Source organism: Flavobacteriales bacterium (assembly GCA_020635395.1).
Taxonomy (GTDB): Bacteria; Bacteroidota; Bacteroidia; order NS11-12g; family UBA9320; genus UBA987.
This window is the reverse complement of sequence record JACJZV010000001.1, coordinates 1326620-1347539: the sequence shown is the minus strand read 5'-3', so window position 1 is coordinate 1347539 and position 20920 is coordinate 1326620. Positions and strand designations below refer to the sequence as shown.

The 20920-nt window shown below is 37.9% G+C and carries 17 protein-coding genes and 1 tRNA gene; 9 read left to right on the top strand and 9 right to left on the bottom strand.

What is annotated here, in order from left to right; translation table 11 throughout:
* Positions 1-3: 3 nt before the first annotated feature.
* On the bottom strand, positions 4-1548 hold the full coding sequence (locus H6607_05745) for a T9SS type A sorting domain-containing protein (protein MCB9261859.1): 1545 nt from the start codon (positions 1546-1548) through the stop codon (positions 4-6).
* On the opposite strand from H6607_05745, the gene H6607_05740 reads away from it, so the two are divergent.
* From H6607_05740 to H6607_05715, 6 genes are all read left to right on the top strand, one after another.
* Positions 1542-1949, top strand: coding sequence for a DUF1801 domain-containing protein (locus H6607_05740; GenBank protein MCB9261858.1), 408 nt, complete (start codon positions 1542-1544; stop codon positions 1947-1949). The genes H6607_05745 and H6607_05740 overlap by 7 nt on opposite strands.
* A gap of 271 nt (positions 1950-2220) precedes the next feature.
* Positions 2221-2294: transfer RNA gene (locus tag H6607_05735), tRNA-Arg, on the top strand.
* 35 nt (positions 2295-2329) lie between these two features.
* Complete coding sequence (locus H6607_05730) at positions 2330-2587, top strand: GIY-YIG nuclease family protein (GenBank protein ID MCB9261857.1); 258 nt, start codon at positions 2330-2332, stop codon at positions 2585-2587.
* A gap of 115 nt (positions 2588-2702) precedes the next feature.
* Positions 2703-2960, top strand: a complete 258-nt coding sequence (locus H6607_05725; protein MCB9261856.1) for a GIY-YIG nuclease family protein — start codon at positions 2703-2705, stop codon at positions 2958-2960.
* Between the two features lie 169 nt (positions 2961-3129).
* Positions 3130-5451: a TonB-dependent receptor plug domain-containing protein gene (locus H6607_05720; GenBank protein ID MCB9261855.1), complete on the top strand. Its 2322-nt coding sequence runs from the start codon at positions 3130-3132 to the stop codon at positions 5449-5451.
* An 11-nt stretch (positions 5452-5462) separates the two neighbouring features.
* Positions 5463-6356, top strand: coding sequence for a DUF4249 domain-containing protein (locus H6607_05715; GenBank protein MCB9261854.1), 894 nt, complete (start codon positions 5463-5465; stop codon positions 6354-6356).
* 4 nt (positions 6357-6360) lie between these two features.
* On the opposite strand, the gene H6607_05710 is transcribed toward H6607_05715, so the two are convergent.
* The 4 genes from H6607_05710 to H6607_05695 all read right to left on the bottom strand — a co-directional run bounded on the left by H6607_05710 (position 6361) and on the right by H6607_05695 (position 11928).
* Positions 6361-6753, bottom strand: coding sequence for an SPOR domain-containing protein (locus tag H6607_05710; GenBank protein ID MCB9261853.1), 393 nt, complete (start codon positions 6751-6753; stop codon positions 6361-6363).
* A 10-nt stretch (positions 6754-6763) separates the two neighbouring features.
* Positions 6764-10075 carry a preprotein translocase subunit SecA gene (gene secA, locus H6607_05705; protein ID MCB9261852.1) on the bottom strand — a complete coding sequence of 1104 codons (3312 nt, stop codon included), beginning with the start codon at positions 10073-10075 and terminating at the stop codon, positions 6764-6766.
* 147 nt (positions 10076-10222) lie between these two features.
* Complete coding sequence (locus tag H6607_05700) at positions 10223-10612, bottom strand: hypothetical protein (GenBank protein ID MCB9261851.1); 390 nt, start codon at positions 10610-10612, stop codon at positions 10223-10225.
* Positions 10613-10809: 197 nt separating this feature from the next.
* The gene (locus H6607_05695; GenBank protein ID MCB9261850.1) at positions 10810-11928 is read right to left on the bottom strand and encodes a hypothetical protein; all 1119 of its coding nucleotides are present in this window, start codon (positions 11926-11928) and stop codon (positions 10810-10812) included.
* Positions 11929-12052: 124 nt separating this feature from the next.
* On the opposite strand from H6607_05695, the gene H6607_05690 reads away from it, so the two are divergent.
* On the top strand, positions 12053-13141 hold the full coding sequence (locus H6607_05690) for a TerC/Alx family metal homeostasis membrane protein (GenBank protein MCB9261849.1): 1089 nt from the start codon (positions 12053-12055) through the stop codon (positions 13139-13141).
* A 5-nt stretch (positions 13142-13146) separates the two neighbouring features.
* On the opposite strand, the gene H6607_05685 is transcribed toward H6607_05690, so the two are convergent.
* Positions 13147-14790, bottom strand: a complete 1644-nt coding sequence (locus H6607_05685; GenBank protein ID MCB9261848.1) for a hypothetical protein — start codon at positions 14788-14790, stop codon at positions 13147-13149.
* Between the two features lie 92 nt (positions 14791-14882).
* The gene (gene htpG, locus H6607_05680) at positions 14883-16691 is read right to left on the bottom strand and encodes a molecular chaperone HtpG (GenBank protein MCB9261847.1); all 1809 of its coding nucleotides are present in this window, start codon (positions 16689-16691) and stop codon (positions 14883-14885) included.
* Positions 16692-16803: 112 nt separating this feature from the next.
* On the opposite strand from htpG, the gene H6607_05675 reads away from it, so the two are divergent.
* Positions 16804-17433 carry a hypothetical protein gene (locus tag H6607_05675; protein MCB9261846.1) on the top strand — a complete coding sequence of 210 codons (630 nt, stop codon included), beginning with the start codon at positions 16804-16806 and terminating at the stop codon, positions 17431-17433.
* Between the two features lie 292 nt (positions 17434-17725).
* On the opposite strand, the gene H6607_05670 is transcribed toward H6607_05675, so the two are convergent.
* Positions 17726-18178 carry a hypothetical protein gene (locus H6607_05670; GenBank protein MCB9261845.1) on the bottom strand — a complete coding sequence of 151 codons (453 nt, stop codon included), beginning with the start codon at positions 18176-18178 and terminating at the stop codon, positions 17726-17728.
* Positions 18165-18716: a hypothetical protein gene (locus H6607_05665; protein MCB9261844.1), complete on the bottom strand. Its 552-nt coding sequence runs from the start codon at positions 18714-18716 to the stop codon at positions 18165-18167. Before H6607_05665 ends, H6607_05670 begins: the two co-directional genes overlap by 14 nt.
* Positions 18717-19031: 315 nt before the next feature.
* Between H6607_05665 and H6607_05660 the strand changes: the two genes are divergently transcribed.
* The gene (locus H6607_05660) at positions 19032-20900 is read left to right on the top strand and encodes a type IIA DNA topoisomerase subunit B (GenBank protein MCB9261843.1); all 1869 of its coding nucleotides are present in this window, start codon (positions 19032-19034) and stop codon (positions 20898-20900) included.
* Positions 20901-20920: the final 20 nt, after the last annotated feature.

Here is a 20920-nt window from a genome sequence, read left to right as displayed (position 1 = left end):
GTTTTACAATTTCACAACCTTCCCTCTCAACACGCCTGAATCGGTTTTTATCTCCACCACATAAATTCCTGATTCCAATTTGGAAACATCTATTTTGTCGTTTTCAAAAATCAAGACTGTCTGTCGGCCATCCAACGAAACGGCCATAATTTCATTCACTTTTTCTTCGATGTCCAAGTTTATAAAATCAGTGGTTGGGTTGGGGTAAAGGTCGATTGTTTTTAAACTTCGGTTTTCCACCGAAGTAAACCGAAAATGTTTCTCCCCCATCTCGCATCCATTCGGAAACTTGGCATATCCCAAATCTGTCGAATAATAACTATTCATTGCATCCAAATAATACCTTACCAGCCCTACACTTTCCATATAATCAAACCATTCGCTACTTAAATCCATCATTTCGGGATTAACAACTATCGAATCTTCCGAAATCCAAACGTACGGTTTGATGGGCATGGCAATTTTTGTAATAACCTGTTTTCCGCAGTCTGTAAAATATCCGTTTACAAATAGGCTTGGATGGAAAGCTGTATCGTTTTTGTAGAAACGCTGACTTGGCAACGGATTCGCAATGGTGCTGTCATCAGCCTCCTGAACAAAGTCCGTATGCCCATGATAACCATCGCTATATGTAAAATAATAGTGTTGTGATTGTTCATGCCACTTTGTTTCGTGTTCGTGATGATACACAATGTATTTTGAGGTGTCATTAAAAACTGATAATTCATATCTTGTTCCGTCGGTTTCCCACAAAGAATTTAACTGGAACTCAGTTCCTGGTTCAATAAAAAAGAAATCCTTTTTTGTTTTTTCTTTATAGCCAATAAAATCAACTTCTTTCAGACTACTTAAATCTTCCGAATCCATAAGAATATCATAAAAAACAGGGCTCTTTAGCAAACCTTTTTCTTTTGAAATTTCCATTAGAAAATTTCTAATACCCCGGTTTTTTGATTTAACCTCCAAACTAATAGTTAAAATAGAATCTCCGTCTTGCCCATGTTTGCTCATTACTTTAGCATTAATTTCAAGGTCACTATTATTGAAAACAACCCATTCGTTGTTGATTTCAGGTGTCCGTAAAAAAATGAGACTATCCTTTTGAGAACCGTATTTGGAGGTAAAAATCAACGTAGTTTTAGAAGGTGTAGTAACTATTTTACTTCCAAAGTTGGACATTCCATCATAATACCATCCATATTGATTCATGGAAATATCAGAACTCTTGGCACGGGCAAACCGAGCGAGGTCAATAATGGTTGTGTCTTCATTGGTTTGGTAATCTCTAAAATCAATTCCAGATAGCAAATTTGAATACCTAGAGTTTGAAATCTGTTCGGTTTCGTTCACAAAAACACGTAAACTATCCAGCGGAAACATTTGCCAATTTTGGGCAAAACAAAGGTTGGCAGAAAGCCACAGCAAAATGGTTTTTAGTAAACTTCTCATGACTTTTTTTTGCAATTTAGGAAGTTGCCATTCAATTAGCAGAAATGTTTTGTCATATTTTGATTGATTTTCAAAAATACGTTCTTTGTTGCGTGGCATCTATACAAAACGTACGGTTTAAAACGCTTGAAGAATTTTTTGATTATTTACCACCTGACGAATTGAAAATCAGTCGGTTTCTTTATGAGTTAACTCAAGATTGTTTGCCTTTTTCAACAAACAAACTATCGTTTAATGTCCCCTATTTTTACGGTCATCGTGCAATTTGTTTCATTTGGCCGGGCAGCGTTTTATGGGGTAAAAAAAGAACCTACAAAGGCGTGCGGTTTGGGCTTACTTCAGGGCATTTACTGAACGATGAAACCCAGTATTTCAAATTGGAAAGCCGAAAATTCGTTTCTTATCGTGATTTTGAAAACATCCATGAAATTGACATTGATTTGTTAAAATCGCTTTTGTTTGAGGCATGGGATATTGATCAATCAAAAAAAAGTAAATAAAACCACCCTGCTTTTGAGTTCATCCAAATTCGGTTGCAAAAAAGAATAAAAAATTAGTTCTAGTTTTCTTAAATATTTACCTTTGCACACGCCAATGGCTGCGTAGCTCAACTGAATAGAGCATCCCGACACACGTGTCGGGAAGGTTTCAGGTAAGAATCCTGACGCAAATGGAAAATAATTGGCTGCGTAGCTCGATTGAATAGAGCACCCCGACACTCGTGTTGGGAAGGTTTCAGGTAAAAATCCTGACGCAAATGGAAAAATAATTGGCTGCGTAGCTCAATTGAATAGAGCATCTGACTACGGATCAGAAGGTTTCAGGTTTGAATCCTGACGCGGTCACAATGAAGCTGTCTCAAAAGGGCAGCTTCTTTTTTATGTACTCATTGTATATTTTACATTCCGATAAATTAAACGGATATTACATCGGATACACTTCTTTATCTGTTGAAGAAAGGCTTTACAAACATCTGCATTCAAAAAAAGGACATACCGCAAAAGCTACCGACTGGAAAGTGGTGTATGTAGAAACTTACCCAACAAAACAAGAAGCCATGCAACGTGAAAAGCAATTAAAGGCTTGGAAAAGTAAAACTCGGATTATAGAATTAATCTTTCGTAGCTCAACTGATTAGAGCATCCCGACACACGTGTCGGGAAGGTTTCAGGTTTGAATTCCCGCCCCTGAGGTGCGGGACAGGCTCTGACGCGGTCACAATGAAGCTGTCTCAAAAGGGCAGCTTCTTTTTTATGTACTCATTGTATATTTTACATTCTGATAAATTAAACGGATATTACATCGGATACACTTCTTTATCTGTTGAAGAAAGGCTTTACAAACATCTGCATTCAAAAAAAGGACATACCGCAAAAGCTACCGACTGGAAAGTGGTGTATGTAGAAACTTACCCAACAAAACAAGAAGCCATGCAACGTGAAAAGCAATTAAAGGCTTGGAAAAGTAAAACTCGGATTATAGAATTAATCTTTCGTAGCTCAACTGATTAGAGCATCCCGACACAGGTGTCGGGAAGGTTCATGCTGATACCATTGTGTATTCCTTTTTTGCTTTACCTAATTTTTTAGCACAAAAAAAGGCCTTGTGTCGTTTTTGTGGTCAAACATTTTTTTTGTGCAACTACCGTATAGTAATTTCAACCCATTAAATTTGTTGGCAATGAAACAACTTTGGCAATTATCGCTATTTATTTTGGGTATGGTGGTGACCAAAACCACAAACGCCCAAAACACACTAAACATAGAGGGCTACATCTATGCTGAAATATCCGGTGCTCCTGTAAGTCATGCAGATATTTCGTTTTCTGGTTCCTCCGACCATTTTATTTCTGACATTAATGGGCATTTTTTTGCCACCGTTTTTGAAGATGATACGATAATTGAAATATCGGCGGAAGGCTTTAAACCATTTAGAAAAGGTATTTCCACAAAAGAGTTGAACGCCCCGTTGAAATTTTATCTCATCGAACTATTCAATTTAATGGAGAATTCATTCAAACCTTCCTCTATTGGAACACATTATTTGGAATCTTCTCAAACCGACTATCTTAACTTAAATCCAAAAACCCTGATTCATTTGCCCTATATTTTTGGAGAACCAGAGCTGAACAAATTATTGCAAACTCAGGCTGGCATTGATTTTGGACTTAGTGGCTTTGGCGATATTTCCATTCGCGGTGATGCCATTGGTCAAAATCAATTTTTATTGAACGGAATTGCCAACAACTCTCGTGGCCATTTTGGCGGATTTCTGTCCAACTATTCTGGTTTTAATTACGATAATGTTACGGTTTATAAAGGGGCTTTTCCTGCAAGATTTGGGGGCACCTTATCCAGTGTAATAGACATTAGCAGCAATAAAGCAGTGCCAGAAGAGGTTTCAACAGATTTGCAGATTACTCTAATGATGGCCACACTCAATGTAAAAGCACCAATAGGAAAAAATGGCGGATTCAACTTAGGTTTCCGTCGTTCGCTTGTTGACGTACTTTTTAGCCAATCGCTTGGGTTTGTTCCTGTTAATTCTGAATTTACTATTGGCACTACATTCAATGTGTCCAACAAAGATAAATTGAGCTTTAACTACTTTCTACAGGCCAATCAATTTGGATATGAATTAGATAGGTTTGATACGGCTGCTAAAAGCATGGAGACTTTTGTTTTTAAATTTACCGAAAGATCTCATGTAACAAACGTCCAACTCAATCATCAATTCAACAAAAACCTTTCGTGCAATTTTATGGCCGGAATTTCCGCTTTTCAAATTGCAGAAAAACTTACTTTTTCGAGCACCAACCCACCTCCGGGCGATCCTTTTTCGTCGGAAATAAGTTATAAAAACAAGCGAAATGACTTTGTTTTGAATGCTGACTTTGTAAAACATCGACCAAAAAAATCCGACCTAAGATTTGGCCTACAAAACGTAATTACGCAAACAAACTCCGGCAATCTGTCTGGGAGCGATTTTGATGCACTGCATAATTTGACTGCCTTTACACAATACGGCGACACCACCAATATTGGTAGTATCGAGTCAGCTGCTTATATAGAAACAGAGCGAAAATTCTCGGACAAACTTTTAGTTAATTTTGGGGCAAGAGGTGTTCTTTATTCATGTCTTGATTTTACAAAACCCTATATAGAGCCGCGGGTGTCAGGTCGTTATAAACTTGATGCCACAACTTCTTTAAAATTTGGGTATGCAAGAATGAACCAATTCAAACACCTTTACGGAGCCTATTCGAGCGACTTTATTAAATTAATCAACTGGCTTCCGGCAAACGCAGATTTATTGCCACAAAATGCCAATATTCTTTCGGCAGGTTTGGTAAAAATCCTTAATGAAAATGTGCAATGGATTAATGAAGCCTATTTTAAAACCATTGATAATCAGTACTTATTCAGTTCATACTACGAATTGGGGTTGGGCAATATCAACGAAGTATCGCAAAAGGGAAAAGGTAAGGCTTATGGACTTGAGTCGAGCCTAAATGTGCGTGCGGAAAATGTTATATTTTTTGCCAATCTTAATCTCATGAAATCAAACAGACAGTTTGATGATTTGAATAATGGTGAGAAATTTAACTTCGATTTTAACAGAAGTTATTCAACGAAACTGGGGCTAATTGTCAATGCTTCCGATCAATTTATTTTCTCCGCCAATTTTACCTTTATGGGCAAACAACCCTTTACACTCCCCACTTCGAGATACAGAGACATTGACGGCAACATTATTTTGGGATACGACCACATAAATAACTATTACACACCCATTTACAGTCGGTTAGACCTTAAAGTATCCTACAATCTTTTGACTTATGGGCGTTTTGAATTTTCTGTTTATAATGTTTTGGCCTCTCAAAATGTGAGTAGAATTTTTACTCAGATTGACCCAAACAATTCAACCCAAACCAGATTTCAACCAATAAAACAGTATGAACTTGTTTTTATGCCATCCTTAGCATACGTTTTAACACTCTAAAAATTTAAATTATGAAAAATAGAATAGCAACATCTTTGTATATATTAACTGCCCTGTTTGCCGGTTCATGCAACTCTATTGAAATACCCGCAAATGAATTGCCTGATTTTGAACCAAAATTATCAATAAATTCATCCATAGATAATGAGAATATTATTTCTTTAAAAATAGAGAATACGGTAAACCCCTTTACCACAGACGTTCCAGCACCCTATAAGGATGTAGATATTTCGCTCACCGGAGCTTCGAGTGGAACATTTCCGGTTAGTTTTGATGCATCGTGCAACTGTTTTGTTTCTAACAAAGCGGCCAAACCCGGAGAAGTTTACACACTGCAGGTTAAAGATAAATTAGGAAAATACTCTACTGCCACCGCAACCACCTACATGCCCGCAAAACTTCTTGACAAAAAAGTTGAATTTGCTTTGAATGGCGGCATAGATATGGAAGGCAAACCCAGTGACCTAATCTCGGTTAGCTGGACTGATATAGCCGGAAGCCAATATTACATTGCCCACTTTTTATATTATAGCGAAGCCGCCGACTTATTTATTCCTTTTGATTTTGCTTTAGATGACCCATCCTTGGCCGCATCAGAAACCATTAAATTGGATGATGGCGGGTATTTGTTTTCGGATAAATTATTCAACGGTCAAAAGAAAAAAATATCCGTAGTGCCTCCAGGAGGGTTGGTTGCAGGAAATTCGGACATTCTATATTTAGTGCAAATCAGAACGGTTTCTAACGAATATTTTAAGTATTACAACACGCTCAATGCCTATAGGGAGAATGCAGATCTCGTGGCTTCAGGCTCAAGCGAAAACACTGTTATTGTTTATAACAACATTGAAAATGGAGCAGGAATTTTTATGGGGTCAACCATAGACAGCGACACCATTCGCTGATAAGCTACCTAAGTGAGGGCAACTGAATAACGTCTCTCACTAAAAAAACATCGCCAAACTCGGCTGCAAAACGGTGCATATCTTTTTGTGCATCTATTTTTCGGTAATAATTACCAACTCTTACCCTCCAGTTGGGCTGGTAGTAATCTTGATATACCTCCACAGCCATTTCCGGATATTGTGCTTTGAATTTACTGGCCATTTTGGTGGCCTCTGTTCGGCTGGTGCTGAAATACAATTGAATGCGATAGCCCCACAAATTGTTGGTGTCCACCGAAGCCACTTTGTTGTTTACCAATTTATCAAGAGGCTCGCCTCCTATCACTTCCACTTTTCCTTGGCTATAACCAAATACTGCAACGGAAACTAAAACAGAAATAAAAAGCAACTTTTTCATACCTACAAAGTTAAACGTTTGTGCCGTGGCACTTCTTGTATTTTTTTCCACTTCCGCATGGGCATGGGTCGTTTCTTCCAATTTTATTTTCCACCTTAATGGGTTTAGAAATTTCTCTCTGCACCTGAGCTGGTTGTTGCTGTGGAGTTTTATTAGATAAACCTATGTCATCTGCCCTACTTGTTTTCATGCCTTCATCACCTCTTCTATGGTGGGTTTCTTGAGCCTGTCTCACTTGGCTTGAATCTTGAGACTCGATGGTGCCCCTAAACAATAGCGAGAGCATTTCGCTGTTTAGCTCATTTACCATACTTTTAAACAAATTGAATGATTCCAATTTGTAAATCAACAATGGGTCTTTTTGCTCGTATGAGGCATTTCGGGTGGCTTCTTTCAAATCATCCAACTCGCGTAGATGTTCTTTCCAATGCTCATCTATTACGGCCAAAGCCGTCATTCGCTCAAAAGAATCAATTAAATGTGCTCCGTTGCTTTCGATGGTTTTGTCAATACTCGAAACTATTTGCAAACTTTTTCTGCCATCGGTAAACGGTACAACCACATTTTTTACATTTTCTCCCCGCTCGCGTTTAATGTTTTGAAACACCGGAACGGCCTGTTCTCGGATGGATTTGTTTTTTTCGTGATAATGCTTTCTAACCTGACCAAAAATGTTGTCCACTACGTCGCGAGATTCATAAAATTGACTCTCGTCCATTTCTGGTTCAAAGGCCAAATGTCTGAGCATATCCATTTTAAAATCATCAAAACTCCTATTATCCCTATGCTCATTAATCAACTCCTCAACCGTATCAAACATGGCGTTATTTATGTCCACCGAAAGTCTTTCTCCAAACAAAGCGTGCTTTCTTCGTTTATAGATAGCTTCCCGTTGTTTGTTCATCACGTCGTCATACTCCAACAGTCGTTTTCGCATGCCAAAATGGTTCTGTTCTACTTTTTTCTGGTTTCGCTCTATGGCTTTTGTCAACATGCTGTGTTGAAGCACTTCTCCATCTTCATACTTCATCATGTCCATTACCTTTACCACTCTGTCTGAGTTGAAAAGTCGCATCAAATCGTCTTCCATAGAAACGAAAAATTGCGATGAACCCGGATCTCCCTGCCTACCGGCTCTACCTCTTAACTGACGGTCAACCCTCCGTGATTCATGCCGCTCAGTTCCTAAAATAGCCAAACCTCCGGCTTTTAACACTTCTGGGGTTAGCTTAATATCAGTACCCCGACCTGCCATGTTGGTGGCAATGGTCACCGCTCCACTTTTGCCTGCTTCTGCCACTATTTCGGCCTCACGTTGGTGTTGTTTGGCGTTCAAAACATTGTGTTTTATCTTTCTAAGATTTAACATTTTGCTCAATGTTTCAGAAACCTCTACCGATGTAGTTCCCACCAAAACCGGACGACCTTGCTCTTGCAGTTTTAGAACTTCATCCATTACTGCATTGTATTTTTCGCGTTTGGTTTTATAAATTAAATCGTCTTTATCGTCTCTTACTATTGGTTTGTTGGTAGGAATTACCATTACATCCAATTTGTAAATTTCCCAAAATTCTCCTGCTTCCGTTTCTGCCGTTCCGGTCATACCCGAAAGTTTGTGATACATTCTAAAAAAGTTTTGGAGTGTGATGGTGGCAAACGTTTGAGTAGCTGCTTCTACTTTTACGTTTTCTTTGGCTTCTATGGCCTGATGCAACCCATCGCTATATCTTCGGCCATCCATAACCCTGCCCGTTTGCTCATCAACAATCTTTACTTTGTTATCCTGAACAATGTATTCTTTATCTATTTCAAACAGGGTATAAGCCTTTAGCAATTGATTTACCGAATGAATACGCTCAGATTTAATCGAGAAATCTCGAAGTAAATCGTCCTTCTTTCGTTGTTTTTCTGCCGATGACAGTTCATTTTTTTCTAATTCGGCTATCATACCTCCCACATCGGGTATGATAAAAAAATTGGGGTCTTCACCAGAGGTTGTAATTAACTCGATACCTTTATCGGTAAGCTCTACCTGATTGTTTTTTTCGTCGATGGTAAAGAATAGGTCTTTGTCAACCTTTGGCATTTCTTTTTGGTTATCCTGCAAAAACGTGTTCTCCGTTTTTAGCATAAGAGCATTCATGCCTTGTTCTCCCAAAAATTTGATTAACGGTTTGCTTTTTGGCAATCCTCGATGTGCCTGAAAGAGCTTGAATCCTCCATTCTTATCATCGCCAGCCTCTATCAATCTTTTGGCCTCAAGCAATGCCTGAGAGGTATATTGTTTTTGAGCTTCAACAAGTCGTTGTATTCTTGGTTTTAATGCTGCAAATTCATGTTGATCGCCTTTGGGTATTGGCCCAGAAATAATAAGTGGGGTTCTAGCATCATCAATCAATACGGAGTCCACCTCGTCTATCATGGCATAATGATGTTTGTGTTGCACCAAATCATCGGTGTCGTGAGCCATGTTATCTCTCAAATAATCGAAACCAAATTCGTTATTGGTTCCATAAGTAATATCTGCCAAATAGGCATTTTTTCTTTCTTTTGAGTGCGGCGAATAATAGTCGATACAATCTACCTTCAACCCGTGAAATTGAAATATGGGAGCATTCCACTCACAGTCGCGTCGGGCAAGATAATCGTTTACCGTAACAATGTGTACACCCCGTTTTCCGAGGGCATTCAGATAAGCCGGCAAGGTGGAAACCAATGTTTTTCCTTCTCCTGTGGCCATTTCGGCAATTTTTCCTTGATGCAGAGCCACACCGCCGATAAGCTGAACATCGTAGTGTATCATGTTCCAGTTTACTTCTGCTCCGGCAGCCAACCATTTTGTTTGGTACACCACATCACTACCTTTTATGGAAATATGCGGACGTGTTGCTGCCAAATCTCTGTCATACTGGCTGGCAGTGGCCGTCACTTCGTCATTTTCGGTAAATCTGCGAGCTGTATCTTTCACAACTGCAAATGCCTCCGGAAGAATATCCATCAACACTTTTTCCAGTTCTTCGTCGCGTTCTTTTTCTAATGCGTCAATCTCGTCATACCATTCTTCTTTTTCTTCGATGGCATCGGCTTCAGAAGCATTAATTTTTGACCGAAGTTCAGCAATTTGTTGGTCAATACCTTTTAAGTGATTATTTATTCGTTCAATAAATTCATTTGTTTTAGAACGAATCTGATCGTTTGTAAGCGACTTATATTCAGCATAGTATTTATTAATTTTATCTACAAATGGCTCAACCACCTTCAGGTCTCTGTCCGCTTTGTTTCCAAAAATATTTGATATGCTTTTTACGAGATTTCCTAACATATTTTTATTTGCTAACCGTTTATTTCGGTAATTTTCTTTGCTTTCCTGCTTTATAATAAAAAATCATGCCAATTGCCCAAGCGGCAAAATTGGCATGATTTACCCTTCTATTTTCCAAGAAATGACTGATTCTTTTGGTATATTTTTCTATTTGGTTGTGGAAAACGATTGAACCGTTTTATAACCATCACTGCTTGCTTTGAAACTCATTGATGTGGCCGTTGCCGATTGGAAAATATACTTGAATCTGTTGTTTTGAGCATCTTGAATGTCCATGGTATCACTTTTATTTACCCATGTCCATCGGCCCTCAAGTGATTGAGACAACCGAAAGGTTCCGTCATTTAAAAACTCATGGTCAAGACCGGTGCCCGCTGTAGCCGGATACCAAACTTTGTCATACAACAATTTTTTGTCGCTGTCTGTTAATTTTCCGGTTGATGTGTTGTTGTCGTTAGTTGATGTACCGTCATCTCCGCACGATTGAAAAGCAATTACCGCCATTACAATCAAAAAATATTGAGCAAATTTTTTCATTACTTTATTTTAAAAATTTTTTTCCAAAAGTAGGTTACTGTAAACTGCTTTACAACTTTTGACTTTCAATTTTTTTAATAAGATAGGTTTGAGAATTATGAAAACCTATTAACTCCGTTTATTACAACCAAAAAGATAAAAATTTGGTTTTAGAGTTACTTTAGATTCTCCCAAAAAATAACTTAAAACTCCTTCTCTTATTTGAATTTTCTCTTTTTCAACACTCCATCTTCCCAATATTCTAATCGAATGAGTTTTCCTTTTTTGTCATAAATCTTCCATTTTCCATCGGGTTTGCCCTCTTTGTTATAGCTTCCGGTGCGTTTACCCAAAAAATCTGTTTCGCCCATTATCCATTTACCCACTCGCTTTCCATGCTCATAGTTTCCTTTTGACAAGGTGACCGGATTTGAAGCATTCTCTACCCACAAACCTTCCTTTTTACCCTCAACATATATGCCTCTATCTGCCACCACTCCGCTGTCGTATCTCACAAAAAGGCCATCAAGTTTTCCATCTTTATAGTTCTTTTGTTCAATAATCAAGGTTTTGCTCATTTTATCTTTTCCTGACATATATATCAATGCAGGACCTTCAAGATTTCCTTTTTTGTATGTCTCGGAGGTTAATTTGTTACCATTTTCATCAAACACTAATTTTTTGCCTTCCAAAAAACCATCTACATAGTTCGACTCTTCGGCCAAAACCCCGTTTGAATGAAATGTGCGGTATGCCCCATGCACCACACCCATTTTATAATTGATTTCTGAACTAACTCTTCCCCACTCTACATAGTTGGTTGATTTTCCGTCGGGTACACCCTCTTTAAAATTTGTTTCGTGCTGTATTTTTCCATTAGTAAACCAGCTTGTTTCCAAGCCTTCTTTTACCCCCATTTTGTAGTTAATGCTTCGCCATATTGAACCTGCGGGATAAAAATCCTGACATTCGCCATCCTTTTCGCCCATAGTATAATGATAGATTTGATCCTGATTTCCGTTTTCAAACCAAGTTCTATATACCCCGTTTCTATAACCTTTGGTATATTCAATTTCTTCATTTTTCTTTCCGCTGAAATACCAACTTTTAAACCAACCGTCAATTCTTCCGTTTTTCCATTCAATTCGTTGCCAAAGCTGATCTTTTTTTGTTGGATGATACAGCACGCTTATCCCATCAAAAGGTTTGTTTTGATAGTAATAGATGCTGTCTCGCTTATCCAGTTTTTCGGCTGATACCGTTATTCCTTGACCAAACAAAGGTTGCCCAATGAATAGGCCAAACAATACAAACAAAACCACTTTTGCTTTTTTCATACCATTTTATTACGGTTTCAAAACTAAAACTATTGTGTCACATCAAAAAAAGAGACTTCATTTTGGCGTATGCTTTTTTACACATTGTAACTTTCGGTATTACCTTGTCGTATTTTTGCCACCTATGACACACATTCCTCTTTTGGTAGTTGCCTCCGGCGAAATGATTTTCTTCTCCGTCTTTATTGTGTTTATACTTTTCGTGTTGATGCTCGACTTAGGCATTTTTTCGAAAGAAAATAAGATTGTAACCTTTAAAGAATCGTTGCTATGGACATTAGCTTGGGTGCTTTGTGCTTTAGGTTTTTTTATGCTGCTAAAAACTCATGGCAACTGGGTGCACGGATACAGTACAATGGGGCAATTAGAACATTTGATAGAAAAATATGAGCACAAAATTGATATATCTGGGCTTGATTTTGACCAAGCTACCAAATCATACAACAACAACCTTTCGGTAGAATTTATTACCGGATATTTTATCGAATATGCGTTGAGTGTCGATAACATTTTTGTGATTCTCCTCATTTTTCAGGCATTTGCCGTGCGAGAAAGATATTACAAACGCGTACTTTTTTGGGGCATTTTGGGTGCTCTTGTTTTGCGGTTTGTCTTTATTTTTTCGGGGGCAGCCCTTATTCAACGTTTTCATTGGGTGCTTTATATTTTTGGGGCATTTTTGATTTATAGTGGCATTAAAATTTTAATTGAAAAGGAGAAAGAGGAAAAAATAGATGAAAAAAACCATCCTATGGTCAAGTTCATTGGCAAGATAATGCCCGTTTTTCCTCGCTATATTGGTCACAATTTCTTTTTAAAGAAAGATAAACGTACATGGGCAACGCCATTGTTTATTGTTCTGATGGTGGTAGAATTTAGCGATCTGATTTTTGCCATTGACTCCGTGCCGGCCATTTTTGTGGTTACCAAAGACCCATACATTGTTTTTTTCAGCAACATATTTGCCATTATGGGTTTGCGGTCGATGTTTTTTGTGTTGTCTAATGTAATGCACCTTTTCCGTTTTCTTAAATACGGTTTGGGTGTTTTGCTAACGTTCATAGGCTGTAAAATGCTTTTTCACAAGTTTATGGTTGAAACATTGGGCATTGACAATATCAAATCGTTATTGATTATCGGCATTATCCTCGGAACAAGCATTGTGCTGAGTTTGCTTATAAAAGAGAAAACAATACCGCAACCCGCCGACTGAAGAGGCTAATCTATATTCAGATTAATCCTGCACAACTTATATTCTCCGGCGGGAGTTTTCATTACACAGTAGATACTATCACCTTCTAACAATGCTCTGTCAGGGTCAACGTCGAACAGATTGTTTTCTTCCGACTTTTCAAATGTTCCGGCCACATTTTCTCGAGTAATTTCTTGGTCGTCAAAATCTACTCTTATTAGCTGTAAAACTTGCGGGTTTTGGGCAGACATGGTATAAGTTTTCCCACTCTTTTCGGTTGGAACAGTAAAATTACCGAGCATGTAAACCGAACCCTCGTCAACTTGCACTATCAAAGGTCTATGATAATCGGGGTCAAGTACATGATTATATCGAGTTTCATTCATAACGCGATGAACAAGAACCATTTTATTGTTATACTCTGGATAGTATAAAATGGTGGGGCAAGCAATAACACTGAACATCCCCCTTTTGACTGGAAACTGAAGGGTTAGCATACCTTGTTTATAATTTTGAAGTGGTTTTATTTCCTCCGTAGAAGTTGAAAAATTCTCCAAGTTTAAATCCTTAAAATAGGAAAGGTACGAACTTTGAAATTCGTGCTGATCTCCATCAGGATTTTCCCTAAAATTTGAAACTTCCAAAGCATTTTTTTCAAACAAATTCGATTCGGAATCGTCCAAAATAACCTTAAATAAAATGAATTCCGTTTCGCTTGGAGACTTATCACTTTTTGATAAATACGAAACAAAATGTAGTTCCCCCGTATTTTTAAGGACAAAATTAATCGGAGGCATACTGTTTGAATAATTTTGATAATTCTTATATCCGACACAACCTTCTACAATTTTACTTCTTTCGGTTCTATTCTCGAAGTCATATAACTTCAACATTAGAGAGGAGTTAGAAAATTTACTTTCATTAATATAGAGAGGTTGATCGCTGGTTTCAAATGTTAATATATGGTGATTAAAACCAATAAAATTATGCCTATTATGAGTTAAAAGATAACCAATTTCTTCTAAATTTAAATCAAAAATTCTAATAGCAGAATAGTACTTTTTAGCTTCATCCTTAGATTTAAAAATTGACTCTCTAAACATTATAAAATTGGAATCCACGGAAAGTTTCATTTCAAACAATGACAAACGATTGTACTTGGAATAACCTCCAATGGAATGCTGGCTAATTGAAACTTTTAAGTCATCAATGGTTAATACTATTATTCTTATAACTTCTTCGTGTTCAACATTATTAGAAATTTTATCGGTCGGCATTGCAGATAAAATGATTTTGTTCTTAGAACACACAATCGATGGATTGCGAAAATTTGAAAAATCAATTATATTCTTATCCAAACTATTTGTGACATCATCCGTACTATAGATGATAAAATATTTTGCAATTTCTTTCCCAGTTTTTTTATCAATAAAATGCAAGCTTTTATTGGTTTCAGACTCTGAACTAGTGTTCATTGAGATTGCAATCTCTTGCACCACCACCACTTTTTCAAAAGTGGCCAACACCTTCATATCATGTCGGTAGCCTTTTTGATATTTTTGATCCGGAATTGTTACTTCCAACTTATCAAAAGCCTTATAATCCAAGACTTTTTGGCCAAAACAAAGGTTAAAAAAAAGTAAAGCAGGAAGAAAAAATTGAAATCTCATTTGAAATATTTTTTGTCAAAAATACTCAATGAGTTATTCTAAAAAAGAAAAAATTCAGAAAAGAAATTTTGCCATAAGAGGCGAGTTTTGTTTTATAAACTCGCCTCTTGTCGTTTTATGAAATCGCTCAACTCTTTGCCTTTCAACAAGTTTTGAGCCAATTTAGCTAAATCCAGGGCGTTGTTCATCAGTATCTTTTGTGCATCAGCATCTGTTGTTTCCAACACCTTTTTGGCCAAACTGTGGTTGGTGTTTACACTTACCGCATATCGTTCGGGTAGGCTGCCAAACATGGCCATGCCGCCCATGCCACCCATTTCGCTCATTCTCCGCTCCCACTCGCTGCGGGTAATGGTTAAAAACTCATCGTTCGGAGAAAGAACCACCGTTTTTATCTCAAATTTTTCCTTATTGATGTTGTTTTCAAACGCTTCTTTTAAGCTGTTTACTTCGCTGTCGCTCAACACAGATTCCGACTTTTCGTCTTTGTCAATCAATTTGTCGATGGTGTCGGCATCTACCCTTTTTAGCTGCACCTTTTCCAGTTTATGCTCAATATTGCTAACAAAATGATTGTCAATAATTTCGTCCATCAATAGCACATTGTAGCCTTTGTCTTGTGCCTTTTGCACATAGCTGTATTGAGCTTCGTAATCGTTGGTATAAAGTGCAATGGTGTTGCCATCCTTGTCGGTTTGGTTGGGTTTTATTTCCTCCAAATAGGTATCCAAAACCGTGTGCTTGCCATCCACATCTTTCATCAGGCATATTTTTCGGGTGCGGTCATAGAACTTTTCGTCACTGAGCATGCCATATTTCACAAATAGGTTGATGCTGCTCCACTTGGCTTCAAAATCGGTTGGGTCGTTTTTATATAATTCCGCCAACTTGTCGGCCACTTTTTTGCTTATGTGACCTGTTATTTTTTTAACGTTTCCATCGGCCTGTAATGCACTTCGGCTAACGTTTAATGGTATGTCGGGGCTGTCAATTACACCGTGCATCAACATCAAATATTCAGGCACAATGTCTTCTACATTGTCGGTTACAAACACTTGATTGCAGTATAGTTGAATTTTGTTTTTGTGCGGTTCAATTTCCTTTTTAATTTTCGGGAAATACAATATTCCGGTTAAATTGAATGGGTAATCAACGTTTAAGTGAATCCAAAAGAGGGGTTTTTCGGCAAATGGATACAGCTCTTCGTAAAATTTGATGTAATCTTCATCGGTCAAATCTGCCGGATTTTTCTTCCAAAGCGGCGTGGTGTTATTTATAACCTTTTTGTCAAACTCAATTTCGATGGGCAAAAATTTGCAGTATTTAGTCAACAATCCGTTCACTTTGTAACTCTGCAAAAAGTCAGCATTTTCCTCATTGATATGAAGAATAATATCGGTTCCACGCTTTTTACGTTTGCCTTTTGTTATGCTAAAATCCGTGGTGCCTTCACAAATCCAATGAGCGGCTTCGCTACCTTCCTGATAACTTTTGCTCACTATTTCTACCTTGTCGGCCACCATAAACGATGAGTAGAAGCCCAATCCAAAATGACCAATGATATTGGCTGACTCTTTGTCGTCTTTAAATTTTTCGACAAATTCTTCCGCCCCACTGAAAGCAATTTGATTGATGTACTTATCTATTTCTTCGGCAGTCATACCAATTCCTTGGTCGCTAATAGTCAAGGTCTTTTTCTTTTCGTCAAGACTTACGGTTATTTTCAAATCATCTGTTTGACCCGTTTTTTCACCTTTGCTGGCCAATACTTTTAACTTGTTGGTAGCGTCCACCGCATTCGAAATCAACTCTCTTAAAAATATTTCGTGGTCGGTATAGAGAAACTTTTTAATTATCGGGAAGATGTTCTCGGTGTTTACTGATACTTTTCCTTTTTGCATTTTTCGTTTTATTTTTAGTTCGGGCGTTACAAATTGTTTACCAAAAGCAAAAAAATTGAATTGGCTTGCCAAACTGTGTCAAATCGGCAGTATAATTGTCATTATTTTGAGTATGCAGGAAAAAAATTCAGCTTTACGAAACATTTTAAGCGACCGTGAGTTCTGGATGCTCTTGGCATTTAATATTTCTATTTTGGTGGCCTATTATCTCGATAGAAGCACTGCCAGCATGGTCGTTCTTGTCTATTTTCTGCAATCGGTTTTTATTGGTTTGCAATATTTTATCCGACTTATAGCCGAAGCACGCCGCACGGGAAAAAGCGAGGGCAAAACACCCAAATATGGCATGGCCCTCTTTTTTATGTTTCACTACGGCATGTTCCATTTGGTGTATATCGTTTTCTTATTCAAAATTTTGATAGACCTGCCCGGCAAAATAGATTACAGATGGGCCACCATTTTGTTTTGGGTTTTTATGGCCAATGGCATTTTCAGCGGTCTCTCTGATGCCAAAAAAGATGCGGAAGGAACCAGTGGTGGTTTCACCTTTTTTGAACCCTATTTCCGCATTGTGCCCATGCACTTGCTCATCATTTTTGGGTTTAATAATTCCTTTACCTCCATTGACAAAACCTTTTTATTCTTTATCGGTCTAAAAACATTGGCAGATTTACTTATGCATATCGTTACCAATAAAACGTTTAAACACAAAAGACCGAATGCTACCGAGGGTTGGATATGATTTTTTTAAGATGCTTAGTTGATTTGGAGATTAGTTGATTTGAGATTCTTCGGACTTCGTCCTCTGACCCGATAGCTATCGGGTGACGAAAAGACCTTGACCTGTCATGCAGAGCGTATGAAGTTTGTCCGCCAATAGGGTAAAGCATCATAAAATTTGAATTGTTTGTTGGTGAGATGAAGCGATTATTGAATTAACACAAAAAGTGATGCATTATTTGGGTTAACTGTCAATTACAACCGCCATTATGTTCTCGAAAAATATTTGTCTCGATTTTCTTTTAATTGAAATCTTATTCCAAGGAATAACCATTTGGAATTTTAGGAATAATAAATCCTTGTTTTATTTTAACTGTTACCCCATTGCTCGATAATCCTGAGTTATTAAATCGGATTTGCGTTACATTTTCGAACCGTACTTTTTTTAGACTATGGTTGATATAAATGTATGCCCCTGCTCGATACTCCACCACATCATGATTGGTAAATTCACTGATAAGAATATCATTTGTGGTAAAATCAATTTTGGGAATTCCTCCTAAACAGTTCCACCTCTTAAGGCTATTTAAGTCCTTAAAAATTTTTATCCCATCGGGAAATCCACAGCTATCAGGAACAGGAAAAGTTTCCACATTTAACTGCTCCCAGCCCTTATAATACTTAGGGTCTGGAATTTCAAGATCATTGCAGGAGAATAGCAAAAACAACCCTGAGATAGTAATAAGTGCGATTCTAAAATCCCTCATTTGACTGTAAAATATGTGCATACCCGAATGTAACGTTATTTTGGCCAAAACCTCCAGCTATGATTAGTCTTGATCGAGACCCTATCGGAATTCTTGACTCTAAAGCTAAATAATAGTAAAAGCCATTTCTTTCCATTTTTGGAAGTGTGATATAAGTCTTCAAGACAGGTACGTCCGTTATCAAAGCTTGATAAACAGTTTTTACCCCTGTTCCCAAGAGTAAAGAAAAATCAACCCTATCGGTTTCGACAAATGTATTTCGAAGTCTAAACCCAAATCCCCATTCCCTATTTCTAATAAAATAATCACCTATACCAGGCCAATTTCGCTTGTGATTGTCAAAATCATGATATAGTTCAAAAGCAAGACTCCTATTGTTCGATTGTAAATCGTATGTGACAAAAAAGGAAGGCGGAAACTCGTCCCTTGTCGTCTCTTTTATTAAATTGTATCTAGCAGAAAACTCTATGTTTTGAGCAAAAGCAAGATTAATGCTCAGGCAAACCAAAATCGAAAATGAGAGCACTTTTTTCAGCATTTTACAATTATACTTTTTTAGTTTTTATCCTTTTCTGCTTATTAAAATTATTTTCTTCAAAATTCGAGACAGCATAATCCTGCAGCAGACAGCCATCTGGTGAAGGCAAATCAGGTTTACATGGAAACCCGATCCGTCGTGCAGAGCGTAAGCGAAGCATCTAAAAGTTGCTTCGTTGATAGCGATGCAGCGGCAAGCCTCTGAATGAGGAATCACAAACCCTAATCGAAAACTTGTTCATAACTCCTGCATTTATCAACACAGCCAAAACAGTGGGGTTGCATATTTTCGTTGGTTGATTTTAAATCAGAAAAAATGGCTCAGCAAATAAATTACGATGACAGCAGTATTCGGTCGCTCGATTGGCGAGAACATATCCGTATAAGACCCGGAATGTATATTGGCAAGCTCGGCAACGGCTCGGCTGCCGATGACGGAATTTATGTGCTGCTTAAAGAAATTATTGACAACTCCATTGATGAGTTTGTGATGGGAAATGGCAATAAAATAGAAATTGACATTGACCAACGCCATGTGCGAGTGCGAGATTATGGCCGTGGTATTCCGTTGGGAAAAGTTATTGATTGCGTTTCGAAAATTAATACAGGCGGTAAATACGATTCAAAAGCATTTCAAAAATCGGTAGGATTAAACGGTGTGGGAACAAAGGCCGTAAATGCCTTGGCCACTCATTTTAAAGTGCAATCGTTTAGAGACGGCATGTCTAAGCTTGCCGAGTTTGAAACCGGAAATTTGGTAAGCGAACAAGACCTAAAAACGGAAGAACCCAACGGGACACTCATTGAATTTGTGGCCGACGATACTATTTTTAAAAATTACAAATACATCCATGATTTTGTCGAAAATCAAGTGTGGAATTATGTGTATTTGAATGCCGGACTTAACATTTGGTTCAACAAAAAAAGGTATTACTCCAAAAATGGTTTGCTGGATTTGTTGGAAAGAAAATCGAACGAGGAGCAACTTCGCTACCCAATCATTCATTTGAAAGGCGAAGACATTGAAATTGCCTTTACGCACGACAGTCATTACGGCGAAGATTACTACAGCTTTGTAAACGGGCAACACACCACCCAGGGCGGAACACACCTTAATGCGTTTAAAGAAAGTATTGTAAAAACGCTTCGTGATTATTACAAAAAACAATTTGAACCTAGTGATATTCGGGCTTCTATTGTTTCTGCCATCAGCATACGAGTGCAAGAACCTGTGTTTGAATCTCAAACAAAAACTAAATTGGGCAGCACCGACATGGGGCCGGATGGACCGAGCATAAAGGCATACATTAATGATTTTATTAAAACCTCGCTCGACAACTATTTGCACCGAAATACCAATGTGGCAGATTTGCTATTAAAACGAATTCAACAGTCGGAACGCGAGCGAAAAGACATGGCAGGTGTTCGAAAAATTGCCAAAGAAAGAGCCAAAAAGGCCAATTTACACAACAAAAAATTGCGTGATTGTAGGCTGCATCTCAACGAAGACAAAGCAGAAGAAGTGCTTGATTCTACCCTGTTCATAACTGAGGGCGACTCGGCCAGCGGGTCTATAACCAAAAGCAGAAACGTAAACACACAGGCCGTGTTTAGCTTGCGTGGAAAACCCTTAAACTGCTACGGTTTAAACAAAAAAGTGGTGTATGAAAACGAGGAGTTTAACCTACTTCAGCACGCTTTAAACATTGAAGAAGGCATAGAAAACCTGCGGTATAACAACATTGTGATTGCCACCGATGCCGATGTGGACGGAATGCACATTCGACTGCTTATGCTTACCTTCTTTTTGCAGTTTTTCCCGGATTTGGTGCGAGGCGGACACGTGTATATTCTTGAAACCCCCCTTTTTAGGGTGAGGAATAAACAGGAGACCATCTATTGCTATACAGATCAAGAACGAATAAATGCAATTAATAAATTAAAAAATCCGGAAATAACTAGATTTAAAGGTTTGGGAGAAATAAGCCCAGACGAATTTGGCAACTTTATTGGTGAAAATATTCGTTTGGAACCCATTATTTTGAATGAAGAAACACCGATTCCAAAGTTGTTGGAATATTATATGGGCAAAAACACGCCTGAACGTCAAGAGTTTATCATCGAAAACCTGAAGGTAGAGTTGGATAAATCAGAGGAAAAAGAGTTAGAGGAGCTGGTGGCCTAATTGTTAAAAGACCTGACAGG